General features: G+C 39.2%; 16 protein-coding genes. 2 read left to right on the top strand and 14 right to left on the bottom strand.

The genetic code is table 11. The features are described 5' to 3' along the window. Positions 1-90 precede the first annotated feature (90 nt). From DUK53_RS09770 to DUK53_RS09730, 9 genes are all read right to left on the bottom strand, one after another. Positions 91-783, bottom strand: coding sequence for a response regulator transcription factor (locus tag DUK53_RS09770; protein WP_036092644.1), 693 nt, complete (start codon positions 781-783; stop codon positions 91-93). Further along, positions 780-2,231: a sensor histidine kinase gene (locus DUK53_RS09765; protein WP_036092646.1), complete on the bottom strand. Its 1,452-nt coding sequence runs from the start codon at positions 2,229-2,231 to the stop codon at positions 780-782. The genes DUK53_RS09770 and DUK53_RS09765 overlap by 4 nt, the downstream gene beginning before the upstream one ends. Before the next feature lie 155 nt (positions 2,232-2,386). Then, on the bottom strand, positions 2,387-2,770 hold the full coding sequence (gene tagD / locus DUK53_RS09760) for a glycerol-3-phosphate cytidylyltransferase (RefSeq protein WP_036092650.1): 384 nt from the start codon (positions 2,768-2,770) through the stop codon (positions 2,387-2,389). 56 nt (positions 2,771-2,826) lie between these two features. Beyond that, entirely contained in the window at positions 2,827-3,981 is a 1,155-nt protein-coding gene (locus DUK53_RS09755; RefSeq protein WP_036092653.1) for a CDP-glycerol glycerophosphotransferase family protein, read from the bottom strand. Between the two features lie 9 nt (positions 3,982-3,990). Further along, the gene (locus DUK53_RS09750; RefSeq protein ID WP_036133541.1) at positions 3,991-5,145 is read right to left on the bottom strand and encodes a CDP-glycerol glycerophosphotransferase family protein; all 1,155 of its coding nucleotides are present in this window, start codon (positions 5,143-5,145) and stop codon (positions 3,991-3,993) included. 18 nt (positions 5,146-5,163) lie between these two features. Beyond that, complete coding sequence (locus tag DUK53_RS09745; RefSeq protein WP_036092657.1) at positions 5,164-6,543, bottom strand: glycosyltransferase family A protein; 1,380 nt, start codon at positions 6,541-6,543, stop codon at positions 5,164-5,166. A gap of 389 nt (positions 6,544-6,932) precedes the next feature. Then, positions 6,933-7,958, bottom strand: coding sequence for a ribitol-5-phosphate dehydrogenase (locus DUK53_RS09740; protein ID WP_036092668.1), 1,026 nt, complete (start codon positions 7,956-7,958; stop codon positions 6,933-6,935). After that, positions 7,951-8,664 (bottom strand): IspD/TarI family cytidylyltransferase, encoded by a 714-nt coding sequence (locus tag DUK53_RS09735; RefSeq protein ID WP_036092674.1) that lies wholly within the window; start codon positions 8,662-8,664, stop codon positions 7,951-7,953. Before DUK53_RS09735 ends, DUK53_RS09740 begins: the two co-directional genes overlap by 8 nt. Before the next feature lie 216 nt (positions 8,665-8,880). Continuing rightward, entirely contained in the window at positions 8,881-11,232 is a 2,352-nt protein-coding gene (locus tag DUK53_RS09730) for a bifunctional glycosyltransferase/CDP-glycerol:glycerophosphate glycerophosphotransferase (protein WP_036133538.1), read from the bottom strand. A gap of 240 nt (positions 11,233-11,472) precedes the next feature. Here DUK53_RS09730 and galU point away from each other — a divergent pair, with 240 nt between their 5' ends. Continuing rightward, complete coding sequence (gene galU / locus DUK53_RS09725; protein WP_036133536.1) at positions 11,473-12,372, top strand: UTP--glucose-1-phosphate uridylyltransferase GalU; 900 nt, start codon at positions 11,473-11,475, stop codon at positions 12,370-12,372. Between the two features lie 177 nt (positions 12,373-12,549). Here the strand turns inward: galU and DUK53_RS09720 are convergent, their stop codons facing one another. From DUK53_RS09720 to DUK53_RS09700, 5 genes are all read right to left on the bottom strand, one after another. Next, a complete protein-coding gene (locus DUK53_RS09720; RefSeq protein ID WP_036133534.1) occupies positions 12,550-12,867 on the bottom strand; it encodes an EamA family transporter in 318 nt (105 codons plus the stop codon). Continuing rightward, entirely contained in the window at positions 12,864-13,223 is a 360-nt protein-coding gene (locus DUK53_RS09715) for an EamA family transporter (protein ID WP_052165082.1), read from the bottom strand. The genes DUK53_RS09720 and DUK53_RS09715 overlap by 4 nt, the downstream gene beginning before the upstream one ends. A gap of 17 nt (positions 13,224-13,240) precedes the next feature. Beyond that, a complete protein-coding gene (locus DUK53_RS09710) occupies positions 13,241-14,185 on the bottom strand; it encodes a glycosyltransferase family 2 protein (protein ID WP_036133531.1) in 945 nt (314 codons plus the stop codon). Between the two features lie 12 nt (positions 14,186-14,197). Next, a complete protein-coding gene (locus DUK53_RS09705; protein ID WP_236637293.1) occupies positions 14,198-16,027 on the bottom strand; it encodes a DUF6020 family protein in 1,830 nt (609 codons plus the stop codon). 203 nt (positions 16,028-16,230) lie between these two features. Next, positions 16,231-18,504, bottom strand: coding sequence for an SH3 domain-containing protein (locus tag DUK53_RS09700; protein WP_124892710.1), 2,274 nt, complete (start codon positions 18,502-18,504; stop codon positions 16,231-16,233). Between the two features lie 349 nt (positions 18,505-18,853). On the opposite strand from DUK53_RS09700, the gene DUK53_RS09695 reads away from it, so the two are divergent. After that, a complete protein-coding gene (locus DUK53_RS09695; RefSeq protein WP_052165081.1) occupies positions 18,854-20,668 on the top strand; it encodes an N-acetylmuramoyl-L-alanine amidase in 1,815 nt (604 codons plus the stop codon). Positions 20,669-21,667 lie beyond the last annotated feature (999 nt).

The raw sequence follows: 21,667 nt of genomic DNA, 5'->3' as shown, positions 1-21,667 counted from the left end.
TTAACTTTTCTTCTTCATGCAGCGTTTTGATCGGTAATTCAACAACAAAAACGCTGGTAGTCACATCCAAGCCCACCAGCGTCCCATTCCCTATAAGTTAAATCGATATCCCGCGCCCCAAATCGTTTCAATCGACTCAGAATGCGCGCCATGCGTCTCCAATTTCTCGCGGATTTTCCGAATATGCACAACAACAGTCGACACATCTCCCGCCGCTTGCATTCCCCATATTTGCTCAAAAAGTTGCTCTTTATTCCAAACCCGATTCGGCCGCTTCGCCAAAAAAACGAGCAAATCAAATTCCTTCGTTGTAAAAATAATTTCCTGATCCGCCACAAAAACTTTCCGACCATCCAAATCGAGCGTCAAGTCATGCACTTGCAAAATCTCATTTTGTGTCCCAATATTACTTTTTGCCAAGCGCTCATATCGTGCCAAATGCGCCTTCACACGCGCTACTAATTCGCTCGGACTAAACGGTTTCGTAATATAATCATCCGCGCCAAGCCCGAGCCCACGAACCTTGTCAATATCTTCCTTCCGCGCTGAAACGAGTAAAATAGGCACTTCCTTCTTCGCTCGAATTTCACGACAAATATCAAATCCACTCATATCTGGCAACATAATGTCCAGTATAATCAAGTCGAAATCCTCTCCCAGCGCCCGTTCCAGCCCCTTCAAACCATTGCTCTCAATCGTCACTTCCATGTCGCTAATCTCCAAATAATCACGCTCTAACTCCGCAATTTCCAACTCATCTTCCACCAATAAAATCCGTTTCACGCTTCATCCTCTTCTTTCTTTTTCAAGCTCAGTTTAATAGACACGCTCGTCCCGATACCCAGACTGCTTATCGCCCAAATCTCGCCGCCATGCTCTTCCACAATCTGTTTCGCAATCGACAAGCCCAGTCCACTTCCACCAGTCGTCGAATTCCGCGACACCTCTTCCCGGTAAAATCGGTCAAAAATCGCCTTCATCCCATTATCCGAAATACCTTTACCGTTATCATGAATCGTGATTATCGCATCCGTTTCGCGTTTTTCAAGCTGAATCCTGATATTTGCCTGCGCTTTATCCATATACTTGATACTATTTTGAATCAAATTCTCCAAAACCCGTTTCAATTTATCGCGATCAGCCACCGTTACAAGTTTTTCCTCAGGAATCACCAACTCAAAATTCGCTTTTGCAAAACTCAATTCCGACTCTTCGGCGACTTGTGCCAACAATGCATTCAAATCCACATTTCTAAAATAAAACGGTTCTTTATGCAAATCAAGCTTCGAAAATAAGAACAATTCATCAATCAAAGCATTCATGTCCTTCGCCTTCGCATGCGCGATTTCCAAATACTTCGCCTGTTTCTCCGGCGTGTTCGCGACACCATCTTGAATCCCTTCAATATAACCTACAATCGACGTAATTGGCGTTTTTAGATCGTGCGAAATATTCGATAATAGCTCTTTCCGGTTGTTTTCATATTGTTCTTGGACCTCTAGCGATTTTTTAAGCCTGATTCGCATTTTTTCAAACGTTGCAATCAGTGTCGAAATTTCATTTTTCCCTTTCGGCTCTTCCATTTCAAAATCGAGATTTCCCGCCTCAATCTTCTCCGCGCCTTCCTTGAGATGAACAATCGGCCGAATCACGCTTCTAGCAACAAAATAGCTAAGCAATCCAATCACCAAAACGCCGAATAACAAAATCGCACCAACTATCAAAGCGCCCCATTTTTGCAACACTTCCATATAGGAATTCTCCGGCTGAAGCACCATCACGCTTCCCTTCGAACCATCTGAATAAAGATAGTCAAACTTGATATAACGGAACAAATCGCCTTGATTATCAATCGTTCCGCGCATATTTAAGTTATTTAGCTCATAATCCGGCTGATGCACGAGCAGCGATTTCTTAGATAAATCCGAGGAAGAATACACAATCGTATCATTTTTTCGCACTACGATTTGCACATCACTTTTCTCCAACAGCTTAAAATTCTGATATTCTAATAACTGATCCGGCGTACTTTTTGCCATCATTTTCAGCTCTAAAAAAGCATTTTCTTCATCCGTTGAAAGCGGACGTTGAAGGGTTGCTGATTTATATAATTGTCCTGGTGAAGCCCCTGTTAGCGTGCATACACCCAGAAAAAAAGCCGAAATCAAAAAGGCTCCCGTCAAGATGATTACCGCGATATAAGATAGCATAAATCGTAATTTAATGGACATACTGTTTTCCTCATTTCGTCTTACTCTACAGCAAGCATATAGTGAAACGGCTTTTTTAACAAGGGATTTTGCGCTGATTTAAGGAAGTTTTAAGATTCTATACAAAAAGCTGCGAAAAACGGTTTTTGACGACACCATTTCTCGCAGCTCTTATTTCATCCTAAGTCATCTTTAATTTTCGACGTCGAAATGCCATTGGTTCTCGGCAAATAGACCACTTCGCAATAATCTTTCAGAAAATCAAATTCGCCTTTCCAATCATCACCCATCACAAAAATATCGATATCGTGATCCTTCACGTCTTGAATCTTCTGCTCCCAGTCACTCTCGGGAATGACCTCATCAACATACCGAATCGCCTCTAAAATCAGCTTGCGATGCTCAAAACTATGATAAGCTTCTTTATGCTTAATCCGATTAAATTCATCCGTCGAAATCGCGACAACCAAATAATCACCTAGCGACTTCGCACGCTCAAGTAGCTTGATATGACCCCAATGCAGCAAGTCAAATGTGCCGTATGTAATCACTTTTTTCATGAAAACACCTACTTTCCTAGTCACTAGTATACCAAGAATAAGCCGTTTTCGCCAGCCTATTCTCGCTCCATTTCCTCTTGTAAAAATGCCACAAAACGCTTGCTCGATTCCCCGTCCGAATATTTATTCCAACGCGCACTGAACTCGCGTACCGCTTCTGTGTCCATCGCAGGATTTTGTATCGCGGTCACAACCTCCGCAGTCGTCTTGCAAAGCGGCCCTGGAATCTGCTCCAAATAGCCATCTGCCAAGCCTCGACTCGCATCATACGCCTCCAAATCATACGCAAAGAAAATCATCGGCTTCTCGAAAAAGGCAAATTCAAAAGGAATAGAAGAATAATCCGTAATCAGCACGTCCACCATTGGTAACAGCGCCTCAAGCTCCGTTTCTTTCTCCACATAAACACAAAAATCGTCGTCCTTCTTCGGCAAATCAGCCAACATCGACGGGTGCAATTTCAACAACAGTTTGTATTCCTTCCCAAACGCAATCTTCATCGCAGCAACGTCCAAATGCAACTTCGCCTCGGCCAGTTCCTCATCACGAAAAGTCGGCGCGTATAAAAGCACTTTCTTATCTTGAATCGCATATTTCGCAAGCCCAGCACGCTTATTCTGCGCTAAAGTCGCCTCGTCAAAATAATAATCCGTCCGCGGCACGCCCATCTTGAGCAGTCGCGAATCATCCACTAAAAACGAACGCTTGAAAAGCTCGCCCATCTCATACGATCCGATAACCACCTTCGAAAAAGTCTTATACACCGCTTGAAAACGTTTTTTATCCGAGTCCGAGCGTTTTTGCGCCGCTTTATCTTCCCAGCCAAACTTCTTCAACGCACCGTTCGCATGCCAAATTTGTACACATTCCATGGAATCCCGCCACTTCACAGCCGCTAATTCTGGAAAATAGTTATCCGTCACGACCACTTTTGCCGTGCTCAAATGAAACATCAAGCGAATCAGATTCCCGTTCGTTTTCGGCAATGAACGCATAAAATTACGCGCCATCCCATCCACATTTAAACGCGGATCATAAAAAACAATCGTTTCCGGCATAAAATGCGATTTCTCCATCTCACGCAATATCGCTCCTGGATTCTCCGGAAAACTAATCAACATCACCACTTTTTGCTGCACTGGGAAACGCCCAAACACAAAACCTAACACTCGAATCATCATCATATAAAGTTTTATTGCTACATTTTTCATTTCTGACACCTACTTTTTAAAGACGATTTTCACAGTTTTTTCCGCTGCGTGCCCGTCCTCCCATTCACAAAATTGCTGGAAGAATTGGCTATTACTCTTGGCTGGTTGCTCCAATATTGTTGCTATTTCATCCATCAGCTGCTCGCTTGTCTCCACTAACGGACCTGGTGCATTTTTCTCAAAATCAAAATAAAAACCTCGTAGCGTATCACGATATTCCGCCAAATCATACGTGAAGAAAATCATCGGCCGATCCAAATTCGCATAATCAAAAAAGACAGAAGAATAATCCGTAATCAGCATATCACTCACCAAATACAAATCGCGAATATCATCATAAGACGACGCGTCCCGAATGAAATCACCATACTGCGCAAAGTCAAACTGCTCCGCCACCAAATAATGCATCCGGACAAGCAACACGACATCCTCGCCGAATCGCGCCTTCATTTTTGCAACATCGAATTTCAAATCAAATTTATATTCGCCAACCTTATGAAAATCATTATCTCGCCACGTCGGTGCGTACAAAACCACTTTTTTCCCAGCTGGAATCTCGAGTTTTTGACGAATCCCAGCAATGAGCGCTTCCTTGTTCGGACTAAAAAGCAAATCATTTCGCGGATATCCCGACTCGATCATCGCCCCATCGTACCCAAACGCACTACGAAAAATCTTGCTCGAATACGCATTCGGCGAAATCAGATAATCCCATTTTGCAGCTTCCCGCACGAAATCATCCTTATATTGTGCCGTCGTCTGACCAGGCATATGCACCTCGTCGATATCCACACCAAGCTTCTTAAGCGGTGTCCCGTGCCACGTTTGCACATATACCGTTTTCTTCGGCTTCGGCAATTCCAGCGGCAAACGACTATTCGAAATCCAGTACTTCGCCCGCCCCATCGTAAACAACCACTTCACCGAAAAGCGCGCCACATAAGGAACACCATACTCCTCAAAAAGCTTCGTATAACGCGGATTCACACTCCATAACAACGTATACTCCGTTTCATGCTCCTTCATATACTCATAAATCGCTCGCGGATTACAGCTATATTGTTTACCCGAAAAACTCTCAAACATGACCAAATTCTGTTTTCGCGGTAGCAATCCCGCTAATCGAAATAAAAAATAATACACCGTTTGGATTAATTTTGCCATCTGTTGACCCTCTTATCTCTATTGATTCAGCGCTCGTTTTAGCTTTAGTCGCCGTTTTACTCTCTGCCTCAACTCAGCCGTTAAACGGAAATGCTCCAGCTCCACTTTCCGATTCTCGTTTTGATAAAACCACTTGCCGCGCAATTCCCAAGGCCTCAAGCGAATTTTAGCCGTTCGAATCGTTCCTGCAGGTCGCACAACAACGTCCCAAATCAATTGGTCCTCCGACCGTTTCACGACCACTGCTTTTTTAGTTGAAAATAATGTTTTTGCGGCGAAGAAACTCTTTTCTGGCAAAGTAACACGCGATTCCTCGATATCAGAAAAAAGTTCCGCATGCCCATTCGGACGCCATTTTTTGTGTAGTGTAACGGCCGGAATATCCACAAGCGGCGCCGTTTCAAATCGAACTGGCCAGCCATTTTTGCGGAGCGACAACATCATTTCCTTCACCGGTTGCGCCGTATCAAGTTCCCACACATAACGCTCCTCAATCTCACTAAAAATTCGCTGAAAAACAGTCACAAAAGCCGTCTGCTCCTCGTCCGTCAGCACCTCACGAAAATACACATGCTCTTTATAAAAATACAATTTCGCGTGATAACTAATCAAATATTGCACATACGGAATGACCGCCCCAAACTTCGCCTTCGAATCACGCAAATACGTCTGATAAACAGCCTCCAAAAACGGCTGATAACGCGACTTATCCTGCCACGACTTATTCACGAGCGACCCCTTCTCTTTCATATCTCGATAGTAAAAATAACCAACATTCGCAACCACGCCATAAGCCTCATCATCCAGCAACAATTTCGTAATCAGCAGCTGATCCTCGCCAAAATGAAGCGATTCATCAAACGCCAATTGCTTCAGCCTATCGAAACGCAAAAAAGTTCCACCGATATAAAAATGGATCGCCTTATAGTCCTCTAAAATATTAACGACGCGGCTCCCCTGCTCAAATCGCGTGTTCAACTTATGCGCACCGATTTTTTTGCGAGTTCCCCAATCATCTAAATAATAAAACGGTGGGACCATCATATTGACCTGCGGATGCGTTTCCGCAAAATGAGCCATTTCACGTATCATATGTAACGAATATACATCATCCGCATCTAAAAAGCCAACGAAATCAATATCGTTTCTGACATGCATCAAGCCAATATTACGCGCACGAGCCGGCCCACCATTTTTGATATGAATTTGATAGATATTTTTCGGATGTTTTCTGACTAATGCATCTGCAATGTTCCCACTTTTGTCAGTACTACCATCGTTGACAAGGAGGATTTGAATATTTTCGGTAAACCCGTATGATTGTTTAATGATACTTTCCACCGATGTTTCCAAGCGATTCTCGGCGTTGTAGAACGGTATTATTATCGCAAATTTCATTTAATCACCCCATTTAGAATAGGGTTATATCCTTTGGAGAAGAGATATAACCCTGGAAAAGACTGTTGATGTTGTTGCGATTCTTATGAAGCGTTTTCTGCTGAATTAGAACCGCAATATGAGTGTGAGCGCAGCGAGCATTCGTTCCTTCCCCTGCTTCACACCCAACTGCCTACGAATCTGACTCTGTTAAGACCGCGTTGTTTAGCAATATGCAGTGGAATGAAGTGAGACTGCCTTCCTTGCCCTGCATCATGCTCCGGCGTCTCCGAATCCGGCTTCAACAGCCAGCCTCTCGGAAATTTCGTGGCCTCCGCAAAAGTCAAAAGAGGACTTTTACTGCGCCCCCTAACAATTTCTGTCGAGGCTAAACGGGCTGTTTCAGCACTTTAGATTCCCCATTCCATCACGCTCTTACCCCACGGACTGCGTAAATCGGCTTCGAATGCTTCAATCACGTCTTGTATACACTTCACTTGGTGTACTTCACCAACTAAGTTTTGCAAATACTCTACAGCTCGTTTATTTTCTGTCAAGAATTCTACTGTCTTCTCGAAATCAACGCGGCCGCTGCGACTGCTTCCATAAACCGTCAAGCCTTTTTCAAGCACCATGCGTGAGTTGAACTCAATCGGATACTCAGAAACGCCCAATAGCGAAATCGTGCCTTCTGGTTTGATCAAATCGATAATCTGGCTCACAGCGTATTGGCTTCCACGTCCGCCCGCACATTCAAAGGCTTGATCGATTACCAAATCAACTGGAATATTATCAATCGAAAACGCTCCGTCAACGAACGAGAAGAAATCTAATTTATACGGTGTTTTCCCAAAAATGTACACTTTACTTTCAGGATACCAATTTTTCAAGATTAATGCGGTGATAAATCCTAAATTTCCGTCGCCCCAAACGCCGAACGATTCGCGGTTTTCATTCGCTTTTTGATCAAAACGTAGAATCGCGTGCACAGCAACCGAAATCAACTCGGAGAACGCGGCCACTTTTGGATTGACGTCATCTGGTAATACAACAACACGATCGCGACGCATGAACACGTAGTCTTGCATCAAGCCATCATAGCCACTCGAACGGAACTTGCTTGTTCGCAAATAGTTCTCATCGATGACAGGATCGGTCTCCATTGGTGTATTTGGAATCATCACTACTTTTGTACCTGGTTTAAATTCTTTCGTTGCGTCATACACGATTTCGCCGATTCCTTCGTGAATAAGCGCCATCGGTAACTTCTTCGAGAGCATTTCTTTTCCGCGAGAACCGGTATAATAGCGTTGGTCTGCCGCACAAATCGATAAATACGTCGGACGAACAACGACTACTTCTTCATTCAAAGACTCATCCACATTGGCAACTTCGAATTGTCGCTCCGATACTAGTCGGTATACTTGATTAATCATTGGCGATACGCTCCTGAATGATCGCATTTGCCACTTTTAGGTCATACGGTGTTGTAATCTTAATATTGAAGATTTCGCCCTTCACGAGCTTCACACGGTCTCCTGCGAGCAAGCAAATCTTACAAGCGTCCGTCAAAATTTGTTTCTCATCTGCGGACAAGTCTTGATAATGGCTATATAGCTTCTTAATATTAAAACTTTGTGGCGTTTGGCCTTGGTACATGTGGTCACGAACTGGAATATCCGTAATAAAATCATGATTCGACGACTCCACAATCGTGTCAATCGCTTCAATGACCGTATCCACCGCGCCAGTTTCCAGCGCCGCATCAATATTTTCTTCAATAATTCGGTGCGTCAAAAACGGGCGAACAGCGTCATGGGTAATAATAACGTCATCATCCGTTAAGCCAAAATTCGACTCAATATAACGAATCCCATTCATAATTGTTTCGTTACGATCCGTGCCGCCTTCAATCACAACAACGCGATCATCCGAAATGTATTTCTTAATATTATCTTCCGCGTGATTGATCCATTCTTTTGGAGACGAAATAATAATCTTATCAAAGCGGTTATTTAAAATAAATTTCTCAACTGTGTGTACGATAATTGGCTTACCATTCAAGGATAGAAATTGTTTTGGCATGCTGACATTTCCCATCCGCGTACCTTTTCCTCCAGCTAAAATTTGAGCGTATATCATTCTCTAATCTCCTTTAACTGTTTTTTTATGTTTACAGCTTTATTGTAACATAGATTCCCTATAGAAACCTCCCGTACCACCAAACTCTCAGCGGGACGACAAATGATTAGTTCCTAGGCAAAAGCGAGTACCAAGGCGGAGCGTACTGAGGTACGTGAGCATTGGAACGGGGCTTTTAACGACGGAAATGATTATTTGTCGTCCCGCTGGCTGAGCTTACTTGATGAGTTCGCGTACGATCCGCTCTGCCGCCTTGCCATCCAAATCGTCGAAAAAGCGTTCTTTAAAGGCACGTACTTTATCTAAATCAAATTCATTTGTCTCAATAGCGCTGATAATCTCGTCATTTGTACGGACAATCGGACCTGGAACAAACGCTTCATAATCGTAGTAAAAATTACGTTCGCCAAGATAGTTCTCCAAATCATAGGCGTAAAACAGCACCGGTTTCTCCATAATTGAGAAATCGAATACTACCGACGAATAATCGGTAATCAAAATATCCGTGTTAATCAGGACATCATTAATATCTTCACGGCTCATGTTAAATGCAAATTCCTGCAAATCAAACGGCACACCCACACCTCGCGTCACCGATGGATGCATTTTCAAAATAAGCGCGTATTCATCACCAAGTTCCTCCGCTAAACGACGAATGTTCAAGTTCATCACAAAGTTTTGGCGCTCACCAGGCCCACCGCGGAAAGTCGGCGCGTACGTGATAATTTTCTTACCTTTCAAATGTGGGTATTTTCCTAAGAACGAAGCTTTGATAAAGGCTTTATAATCCTCATTGAAAAAGCGGTCCGTTCTTGGTACACCTAAAGGCACGACGTCGTTTTCAGGCACATCGAAGGCATCGGCATAAAACGGCACGATTTCACTAGAAGACACAACGACTTTCGTATAATTCTTATGCGCCCCACGCTCAAAACTCTCCGTATTACTGTCCGCATAACCAATCGAACTGAATCCGAATTTCTTAAACGCACCAGCCGCATGCCAAAGTTGAATAACTTCCGTACCAGCACTTGTCGTCAAGCCATACATTTGACGGTAATAATCATCTAAAAAGACATATTTCGCCGTTGCCACATCTTTATACAGCGACAAAAGCTCACGAAGCGAACGTTTCGGCTGTTTCAAATAACCAACCACTTCATAATCCGGCTTCTGCTTCAATACTTCATCGTAAACGGCCTTGAACGAATCCGCCAATACATCATGCTTATTCGTCAAAAAGACAATTTTATCTTGTTTTTGACCGAGTTTATAAACTGGGAAAGCGATGCGACGTGCGTAGAAATTACGCGCTATATCTTGCACCTTTTTCCAAGAGCCGACAACTACTTTTTTGTAGCCTGCGGAAATGACCGTTCCAGCTTTTCGAACAGCTAGGCGGTTATAGATTGGTTGAACCGAATTACGATTCGCTGCTTTTTGCCCCGCGCGAACTTCTTGCGGATACGCCGAGGAAAGCAATTTATTCATCGAACCTGGATCAAGCTTGCTGTAAGCCAACTTCAACACACGCAGATAATTTGGACGCGCTTTTTCCTTAATAAACGTATAGCGATTAATCGTCTCAAACGTAAGCAGGCGTTGCAACACACCGAGGCTATTGTAAAGGTTCAAATCCATCGAATCGACTAATTCATAAAAGGAATCGAACATCTTGACCTGCGTCCCAGCATTTCCTTCCATCATGATGCCTTTATATGCCGGCCAAATATCCGCCGACACAATCCGGTCATAGTAATCCGTGCGAATTTTCCCAAGCGCAATCGGGTTCGTCACATATTTCTTGAACAATGGATCTGAGAGTTTCGTACTTTCGATAATATCTTTAAAACTCACGTATGGATCTGATTTCACGATTTGCGATAATGACACGTCGCCCTCGTCCTCACGCGCACGGTAATTGTAAATAATCTCGTCCACCGTGTACATGTCGCCGGATTTCAAATAAGCTTCCAATACAAACGGGTGATCCTCCGCAACTTTAATAGATGTAGGGAAACGTAAATCTTTCACCACATCCGCGCGATACATTTTATTACATGGCCCAAGCGTGTACAGCATCTCTGGGTTCTTCACAAGCGTTTTGTGACCTTTTTTGAAGACGCCTTTTTTGAAATGTCCGCCAATAAACCACGAACGGTTACTGTTGAAACTTACAGAAATACCTGTTACCAGACCAACTTGTTCACTTTCAGCAGCATGATACATGATTTCCAATGCTTTCTCTGGTAAAACATCATCAGAGTCGACAAAACTTATGTATTTACCACGGGCAACCACAAGTCCATTATTACGAGCCGTTCCGGGCCCTGCATTAGGTTCTTTCACAACACAAATATTTTCATACTTAGAAGCGTACTCCATTATTTTTTCAAAACTTCCATCTGAAGATCCGTCATCAACCAAAACTATCTCAATACCCCTCAGAGTCTGATTTAGCAATGATTCAATTGTCTCATCAATATAACTTATAACATTATACACAGGAATAACCACAGATACCTTTGGATCTGTTATTGTAGCAGATTTTACAATTTCATAGAGCATTCTATTTCTCCCTCAACACTTTTATTTATCATTCTCAATCTATTACAATTATAGCTAAATGTCAAGAAACAATCGCTTAAAAAAAGGGAATCATGTCAAATTTCTGTAATCGTTACTTACAGGGTAGTACACATCCTTTCCTTCTTGTACACTTGCTTACATAAAAACTTGTAAAGCCTATCGTCTATAACGTATAATGGTCACATATCCGAGAATATATTTTAGAAGGAGAATGCCATTATGAAAGTAAGAAAAGCTGTTATACCTGCTGCAGGGTTAGGTACAAGATTTTTACCCGCAACAAAAGCAATGCCAAAAGAAATTTTACCTATAGTAGATAAACCAACAATTCAATACATTGTCGAAGAAGCTGTTGCATCTGGAATAGAGGATATTCTGATTGTTACTGGTAAAGGGAAGAGAGCCATTGAAGATCATTTTGACTCAGTACCTGAACTTGAAAATAATCTACGAGAAAAAAATAAATTAGAATTGCTACATTTGATTGAGGAAACAACAAACATCAATCTGCACTTTATACGTCAGTCTAAACCAAAAGGTCTTGGTGATGCTATTCTTCAAGCTAAAGGGTTTGTCGGCAATGAACCATTTATTGTCATGCTTGGTGATGATATCGTAGAAGCAAAAACCCCATGCGCTAAACAATTGATAAATCAATATCAAAAAACCCATAGTTCTGTTATAGGTGTTCAAAAAGTTCCCCATGAAGAGACGTATCGCTACGGTATAATTGATCCACTAAATGAGTATAGTAAAGATCTATATAACGTAAAAGGATTCGTTGAAAAACCAGACCCTTCCAATGCTCCTTCTGACTTGGCGATACTGGGCCGTTACCTACTGACACCACAAATTTTTGATTTTTTGGAAACTCAAGAACCTGGAGCTGGTGGGGAAATCCAACTAACTGATGCAATTAATCGCCTTAACGAAATTCAACGCGTTTTTGCTTATGATTTTGAAGGTAAACGTTATGATGTTGGAGATAAATTTGGTTTTATTCAAACAACTATGCAGTTTGCTTTAAAACACCCCGAAATTAAAGATGATGTTGCTGGTTTAATCGATGATTTATATCAACAAATTCATCAAAATGATAAAAAAACTAAAGCGAAATAATACCAATCGAACTAAATTAGGGTTTATCTAAAACTAAAAAAGCAGGCATTTTGTATAACCACGATCTGAAATGGTTTATACAAAATGCCTGCTTATTTTATTCTAAATATCTAGCTTAATCATCTTGCGTTAATCAAATATAGACGTCATACAGCTAGTAATTCATTTAAGTTGCTTTTATCCAGTAATACAAAACGCACCTACAATAATTAACAGTAAGCCGATTATTTTAAATCGATTAATTTTTTCTGATAAGAATAGAAATGAAAATAAAAATGTCCAAATATACGTAATAGAACTGAGTGGAAAAACAATAGTATACGGTAATAAACGTAAGGCAATAATGTTCAAAATCGCACCTAAGCTATAAAAGCAACCGCCTATTACAAAATAAGCAAACTTTTTTTTCCTCTCCCCAACTAGGCTAATCTTTTTTAGATAAAGTCCCCCTAAGGCCCCTAATAATGTCATACCAATAATAGTTATAAAACTCATGATGTCCTATTCCTCTCTCTATCAAAATAGCCGCTAAACCCCATCATGATTGCACCTGATATCACCAAAATATTTCCAAAAATCTGCATTGCAGTAAGCTTCTCGTTAAGAAATAGAACACCAATTAATATGGCAAAGACATAGCCTACACTCAGCAAGGGATGAAGTACAGAGAGGTCACCAAATCGGAATGCAATAATCATCAAAATAGCACCCATACCGTACAGAAAGAAGCCCACATAGAGCTGCCATGAATAAATACCTGACACTGCCATTTTCCAAAAAGCTTGTCCTATGGCCGTACAACTAGCTGAAAACACCATAAGTATAATCCCATAAATCAATTTATTCTGCATTCCAATCAAGTCCTTTATTATTCAATATTTCGCTCTTTATATTTAACCAGTTCAAGGAAATACATTTGCCTATTTCGATGAGCAATTGTATCCAGAATTAGTCCACAAATGAAGAACATCATCCCTAGTAAAATTAATCCTGTCGCTAAAATAGCACTAGGCAATTTTAGAACAAGCCCTATTTTAGCAAACTCAATAATGACAGGAATACCAACAAGAATACCTATCACTGCAAATAGTGTGGCCAAAAGGTTGAAAAATAAAAATGGACGGCTGTTTTTGAACAACTTGATGATGGTCATAATAACTTTCGAGCCATCACTTAATGTGTTAAGTTTAGATTCACTTCCCTCTGGTCGGTCACGATAGTCTATCTCGATTTCTTTAATCAAAAAACGATTTTCCAGTGCATGAATACTCATTTCTGTCTCAATCTCAAAACCTGGACTTAGAACTGGCATTGTCTTAACAAAATAACGATCAAATCCTCGATAACCTGTCATTATATCTTTAAGATTACTTTTAAAAATTCGATTGATTGTATTCCTAACCAAAGCATTACCAAAATCATGGAAATTTCTTTTATTTTCTTCAGTGTATGTCCCATTACTTAGACGGTCACCAATCACCATATTTGCTTCCTTTTGCCTAAGTATTTCGAGAATTGTATGACAATATTCAGCTGGATACGTATCATCCCCATCAACCATCAAGTAATAGTCCGCCTCAATATCAGCAAACATTGATCTTACAACATTTCCTTTACCTTGGCGCATCTCTTTCTTAACAATAGCTCCATGCGCAAGTGCAATTTCAGTTGTCTTATCTTTTGAATTATTATCATACACATAAATTGTTGCTTCCGGCAATTCTTTCTTAAAATCATCAATTACTTTTCCGATGGTTTGCTCTTCATTATAGCAAGGTAATAGTACCGCTACCTTCTCATTAATATTTTGCATGTATGTCTCCCTCTAATCTTTATTATCTATTCCATTTAGTTTGGTAGCAAAAAGCAGTATTGGCGTAGCAAATACAAAACTGTAACAATATCTGAAATCTGTTGCTGGCATTGCAATAGCGATTGTCATGACAACAAGAATCGCGGGTACAAATAGTAAAAGCATTTTCTTATTCCGCTGATAAAAAGTTGATACGAAAGCAATTAAAATGAGTACTAACGGCATCGCACCTTTCAGTAAATAATTTTGCCAGTCAGTTGTTGTTTTTACGTATATCCAATCCGTAAATTCTTTTATCTTTGATGCTTTACTAATCGAAATCAATGATTTAGACGATTTCTCAATACGTTTTTCATATTCAGTGAAACTCACAGTTTGCTTTCCAGTAGCCCTTGAATATTCTTCTTTGTAGACTTCATAACCTTTTTTATTTATCTCTGCTTCTGTTAAGTTTTTTCCAAAGGATCTTGCAAAAACTCGAATATCATAAGGCATATCTTGTATTGCAACAGGCGTATCAAAGTATACTTTATACCCTTCTGGTGAATAAAACTGCCAAATAACTGCTACTTGGTCTAAATATGCATTTACATATATTCCGAAATTATGCGTCAATAACTTAAACCAGTTTTTGATATATAAACCAAAATCATCATCAATAACTGTGCTATTATATGCCGCGTCATGTTTAATCGGATCCACACTGTATGGATTGTAGTCCTTCTTCCAATTTTCTTCTGGTAAAATGGATGTAAAATATTCTTTTAGCTCTGGCGTAAACTGACCGTTATTTTTAAAGGTAGCTGCAATTTGCTGCGAAGGAATTGCCAAGGCTTGATTCAAAGGACTTTTCTGTGCCTGCAACACATTTGATAAAAACAGACTGAATACAAAATTTAGGCCTATCACCATAATAAATACTATACTAAGCTTTATACGATAATTTTTCATGAAAACAATCAGTAACAATAACGAAGCAATAACAATAATAATACCATTGTTACGCAAATTGATAGTTATAAATGACACTATGATAAGTATCAATATATGCCACCAGTTTCTTAACCAAGCTCCATCTGATTTCAAGATTTGTAATAATAAAGTAATGAATAATAATATGAAAGCAGCAAATGGTATGTCTTTCCACATTGTTGCTGAATAAATCATCGCTACAGGGTATATAGCATAGCCGACTGAAATAAGAACTCCTAACCATCTTGGCATCCCCAATTTAACTAATGTATAAATTGCATATCCAACTATGAGCGAACTAACTAAAATTTGGGAAAAAATATAACTTGATGGCGAGTTGTATATTTTCGTCGTCGCTTCAATCCAAAGCGTATGTAGCATTGGGTGCCACTCATTATAGTGCCTAACCCCATGTGCCATTGCCCACTGAAAATACGAATCAAATGTCATCTTTGCAGGATAATAGGCTAATAAACATAATGTCCAAATTAGGAGTGGCACTACTGTATAAATTGCGAACCATGAAATTTTTGTAGTTTTCTTTGACACTCTGTAGCCAGTATTTAGCTCTTGTATTAATAAAAAGGTAAATGCCGAAATTGAATAGAAAGTCCCTACAACTATAATGATATCCAAGAACAGGTTCCCACCATATGGACCTCCGTTATACGATGATACCATCCAAAAACAACTTATAACTCCAGAAACAACTAAACGTGACCATGTAATTTGGATATTTTTCACATTTCTTATAAAGAGAATACCTAACAAAATAACAAAAATCAGCCAAACAATCGGTACTTTAAAACTGGCCAAATAATAATTTAATAACAGGATACTGCTTATTAGTAGCACTACTGCACTTAACATCCTCTTGCGGTTTAACATGTTAATCTATCCACTTCCTTTTCAAAAACTCCACTGTCTCTAAATATAACAAAAAAAACAAGCTACTGCAATCATTTGTAAATATTTCTAGGTGAACATCGCATTTTTATTTGATTCTCCTAACATTTCCTAAAGGTAGAAAAACAGGACATTTACCGATACAAATGTCCTGTTTTTCTACTATTTTATTTATATTTTGGTATATCAAAATCTTGTGTGTAACTAGACAGCTGATCATATAGTCTCTGCATTCCTGATGTTTGTTTCAAAGCCCACCCAATATCCGTAGCATATAAATGAACACCTGGATTAGCTGGGTTAAATCTCATCTTATAAAGCGTGTCTTGACCTTTAGAAACATAATTTTGTGCAACAAAAGCTGCTCCACCTATAATTGCTTTCTCAGGAGTATCCCAGCCTTGTTTATAGGCATACTCTGAACCACCAACTAAAGGATTACTATCTATTGCTCCGATACCATACATGTTATACACCTTTTTTGGTGTTACTGGTAATCCATCTACTGTACTTACTGTTACACCATTCGCCAATTGTGAACTACCATTACCAGATTCTAACAAAGCATGTGAAATCAAATATATCTCATTAATATTAGATAACACTGCAGCTTGATTAAAGCTGGCACCTTTATCAGCAAGGATTCCCTTGCCAGCAAGAATTTTTTGGTTAACTTCATTAATATCTACATTAGTCGGCTTAGATAAAACCAAAAATTGTAAATATGGAGCTGTATTTTTCGAAAAACTATTTGGGTTTAAATAATATGTCGCATCTGATTGAGTTGCATTAAACCACTGACGATTAAAATTAAACTTGTACCATTTTTTTCCGCCAGCATCTACAACTGTATTTAAAATTGTAATTGATTCTGCATTCTTGAGCTTACCAAGTACAAATCCTGTACTACTTGCAGAATTCCTAACTTGACCATTTGCATTCAGAGCAATACCCGTATTGGTTCCAGTAAGCTTGATAACATCTTCATTAATATAAGCATTAGCTGGTTTCTTATCTGTTTGCGGATTGCCCGCCATTAATTTAGATAAGGCATTGCTATAGGTTGAAGTATACGATGTTGTTCTATAATTTTGTCTGATAGGTTGATATGCCGTATTCGAAAGATACGTTTGATTCATATATCCAACGGTTCCTGAATAAATTATCTTCACCCAGTTATTCGCATCTACACTACCATTCTCCACCTCTACTTTAGCACCTGTTGGAATTGTTACAACAGTCGGTGAAGTATACGTTCTAGATTGGCGGAGATTTATATCGCTTGCTGCATATTTAACAGCATATGTGGCGCTTGGATTTTTAGCTGTGATGTAAGCATCTTTCATATAACCAATTCGACCTTTATACGCGATTTTTACCCATCCATCTAAATCTCTTGATCCATTCTCCACATATAGTTTTGCCTTAGCAGGGATTTGAATTAATGTTTGTGAGCCATAATCTCTATCGCCTCGCAAATTTATACTGCTCGTAGCATAGAACTCTGAGTAGTTTTGTGTTGGATCAAAGGTAGAAAGGTAAGCTTCTTTCATGTAGCCGACTTTGCCACCAGCTATGATGATTTTCACCCAACCATTTGCATCTAAAGAGTTATCTTCCACGTTAAAGCTAGCATTTTGTGGGATACTAGCTATAACTGCTGTATCAAAACTTCTTCCACCTCTGAGGTTTATCATACTCGGAGCATAATAAATACCATAACTTTTACTTGGATCTGTCAATGAAAAATAGTTTGTTTTCATAAATCCAGTCTTGCCTTGATACAATACTCTTGCCCAACCATTTACATCAGCTGATTTATCCTCTACTAATAGCTTTTTGCCCTTAGGTATAGAGTATGTGATATCAGAATCAAAAGTCCTCCCTGATCTAAGGTTTATAACACTTGGTGCATAATACTCACCATATGTTTTAGTTGGATCAGTTTCTGTAAGATACGTTTTTTTCATGTAGCCCGTTTTCCCAGCATAAATAATTCGAACCCAGCCCTGTGCATCTTGGGTGTTATCTTCTACGTAGAGTGGCTTATTTTTAGGAATTGTTAATACTGTCGTGGCGGAAAAACTTCGACTCGCTCGCAAATTAATTGCGCTAGGAGCATACAGCTCACTATAGCTCAGCTTTGGATTAAGCATTGTCATATAATTTATCTTCATGTATCCTGTTTTTGTCTTATATGAAATCTGAACCCACCCATTTGCGTCCTGTGAACCATCTACAACTGTCATTTTATCATTCTTTGGAACCGTAATAACAGTGGATCCCGAAAAATCTCTCTTAGAACGTAAATTGATATCGTTCAAGGCATAGTAATACGTGCTCACCGTCGCAGCTTTTGGTGTAGAATCAACAGAAAACACGACACTTAGAGAGAGAGCACACAGTATTCCCAAAATGACAAATTTTAAAGATTTTCTCATTTTCATCTCCTTTAACTTTTAATAAACTGGCTTGTCGTTTTCAAATGATTTTTAGAGAAAGCGACACTAAAATTATTTCATAGAATTGAAAAAAAGACAAGGGGGCAATGTTCTCAGCATGTCTCTCTCTGATTGGTATGCATATACTCTCTGTCTTTTATAATATTTTTCTATCGTTTATGTTGCAAAGACATTTCCCCATATTACGTGTATACGCTTCCTCAAAACTCTATATAGGTACATCATATTACAACATCCACTGATATAGTTAAAAATCAGCATATACATCACTATCTATTTGAGTTAAAATTATTAAGTAGATATACTTTTTTAAGAAGGAGATTTTTGTTTGAATAATAAAAAAATAGTTACGCTAATCACAGCAAACCTTTTACTTTGTTCTTTAACTCCAATCGCTGTAAATGCACAAACAGGAGAACAGACGTATCAAACTCAAGAAAATAACATCATTGACGCCAACGAGATATTAAATCGTACAGGGATTGATGAATCGATTTATACACCGTCTGACCAAAATTCTGTGGATAAGATTGAGGCACAGACTATGCCCACCCAAGAACAACATGATTTTTACACGAGCGCAAGAAGTATCTCAAATATCAACCAGTATATTATTGATAAGAATTATGGTAATCCAGTAATTGAACAACAGATTAAAAATTTTACACGCTTTAATTATGCAGATGGTTACGGAAAGCCACGCGGTGTTGTTATACACGAAACTGCAAATGATAATTCCACGATTACTGGTGAAATCAATTATATGACTCAAAACTGGGAGAACGCATTTGTCCATACCTTTGTTGACAAAGACCGTATAATTCAAATACACCCAACCGAAAATGCTGTTTGGGGAGCTGGCGCCAAGGCAAACCCTTATTTCGTACAATTTGAGCTCGTACGCGAAAAAACACAGGAAAATTTTTATAAATCTGTAAATAATGATGCTTACTATGCAGCCTATATTTTAAAACAATATGGCATAACCCCTGTTAATGCACATAATACTGGTATTGGAACCGTCTGGTCTCATGATGCTGTATCAAGATTTCTAGGTGGAACAAATCATACCGATCCCGTAGGTTATTTTAACAAATGGGGGTATAATTTCAATCAATTTTTCGAGCTTATACAGCAAAAATACAATGAATTAACTGTTCCTGTATATAAAGTATATTATGCAAAATCTACAATAAGCCTACGCTCCACGCCTAATTGGAACAGTAGTATTGTGACTACTATTCCTGAAGGAGCTTCTGTTTCAATTGATCTTAATTCTAAAACTTCAGAGCAATTTTACAAAGTAACATATCAGGGGAAAACTGGTTGGATGAAATTGGATTACTTTTCGAGTACCAGCGTCTTAGAAGATAATTATGCAAAAAGCACTATAAATTTAAGAAAATCTGCAACTTGGGATAGTGAAATTGCTGTCACAATACCTACTGGGGAAAAAGTTTCCTTAAATAATACGACTTTGACAAATGGCTTCTACAAAATTACATTCAATAATCAAACTGGATGGATGAAAAAAGAATACTTTTCAAGTGCACCTGTTTTAGAAACCTACTATGCCAAAGATATTGTAAACCTTAGAAAAAATGCTATGTGGGACAGCCCCATCTCCATAACGATTCCGGCTGGTGAAAGAATAACTTTAAATAACTCAACGCTTACTAATGGCTTCTATCAAATCACTTATAATAACACCACTGGATGGATGAAAAAAGATTATTTTGCGGATCAACCAACAATCGAACTACTTTATGCAAAAAATGAAATCTATACGAGAGAATCTCCAAGCTGGGACAGCCCTACTAGTTTCTCAATTCCAGAAGGCGGACAAGTGAGTTTAAATAATACGACACCTGTAAACGGGTTTTATAAAATAACTTATGGAAATAGTACTGCATGGATGAAAAAAGATTATTTTTCAAACAAAGCGGTTCTAGTAGATTATACTGCTAGTAGCACTGTTAACTTGCGCAAGGATGCCAGTTGGGACAGCCCTGTTGTGAAAGTAGTCCCTAACAACGCGACCGTCGTCGTAAATGTTACATCTTCATCTAATGACTTTTATAAAATTAATTATGATGGTCAAGTTGGCTGGATGAAACTAAGTTACTTCCAAATATCGCAATAATTCACTCTTAGAATTCTTCTAGTTAATGTCGAAAATAATAATTAAGTAGAATGCGTTCCACTGAATGGGACGCATTTTTATATTGTCATATCTACAGAAAGTCAAAAAAGAACTTGCTCAGGGTAGCTACTCTACCACCCTGAACGAGCCCGAAAAGTTTTCTTGCCGCAACTACAAAACACAGTTAACTTCTAGTTTCAAATAAAATATCTTTTTGATATTCTTAATTTTCACCTATTTTTTCTGTAAGTGTTGCCCATCATCGGGTAGATAGCCTATATCTCCTGACAATGATACCTTTAACCACCCATTTTCTTTACCCACAACATTGACTTGCTCACCTTGTTTACGGCTTCCAGCTTGGCCTGTCCCCCATTGAGGTGCATCTCTGAATATTACATCCTTCATACATATATACGCAGCGTTAGGACTGACGGTATACCAGTAAGGGTCTATTGCTCCGGAATACCAACCTTCTTGATTTCCTGCCTGCACGTGTACAAATCCGTTTTGCGTACGGTCAAAGTCAACTATAGCAGCATAGTAAGCTTTTAATGTAAATGACAATCCACTGTCCCAGTTCCCAGATTTCAAAATATACAAATCACTCTTTGCATACAAAGTTTTCTTGCCTTTCAAATTGACATTAGGATTTTCTGTTAGCCAATAAGGATCTATGGCTCCCGAGTACCAACCTTCTTGATTTCCAGATTTCACATAAACAAATCCATTTTGCGTACGTTCAAAATCAACTACTGCCGGCGTATTCGCTTTTAGAGTAAATGCAACTTGACTATTCCAGTCACCAGATTTCAAGATATACAAATCATTTTTTGCATATAGAGTTCTTACATTGGGCTTTTCTTCATACCAATAAGGATCTATTGCACCTGAGTACCAACCCTCTTGATCTCCGACCTGTACATGCACAAATCCATTTTGTGTGCGATCAAAGTCAACTAATGCTGCATAATATTTCTTCAAAGTAAATGATGAATC

The sequence above is a fragment of the Listeria sp. SHR_NRA_18 genome (assembly GCF_003856515.1).
In the GTDB taxonomy this organism is placed as follows: domain Bacteria; phylum Bacillota; class Bacilli; order Lactobacillales; family Listeriaceae; genus Listeria_A; species Listeria_A newyorkensis.
The sequence above is the reverse complement of the archived record's forward strand: the minus strand, read 5'-3'. Positions and strand labels throughout refer to the sequence as shown.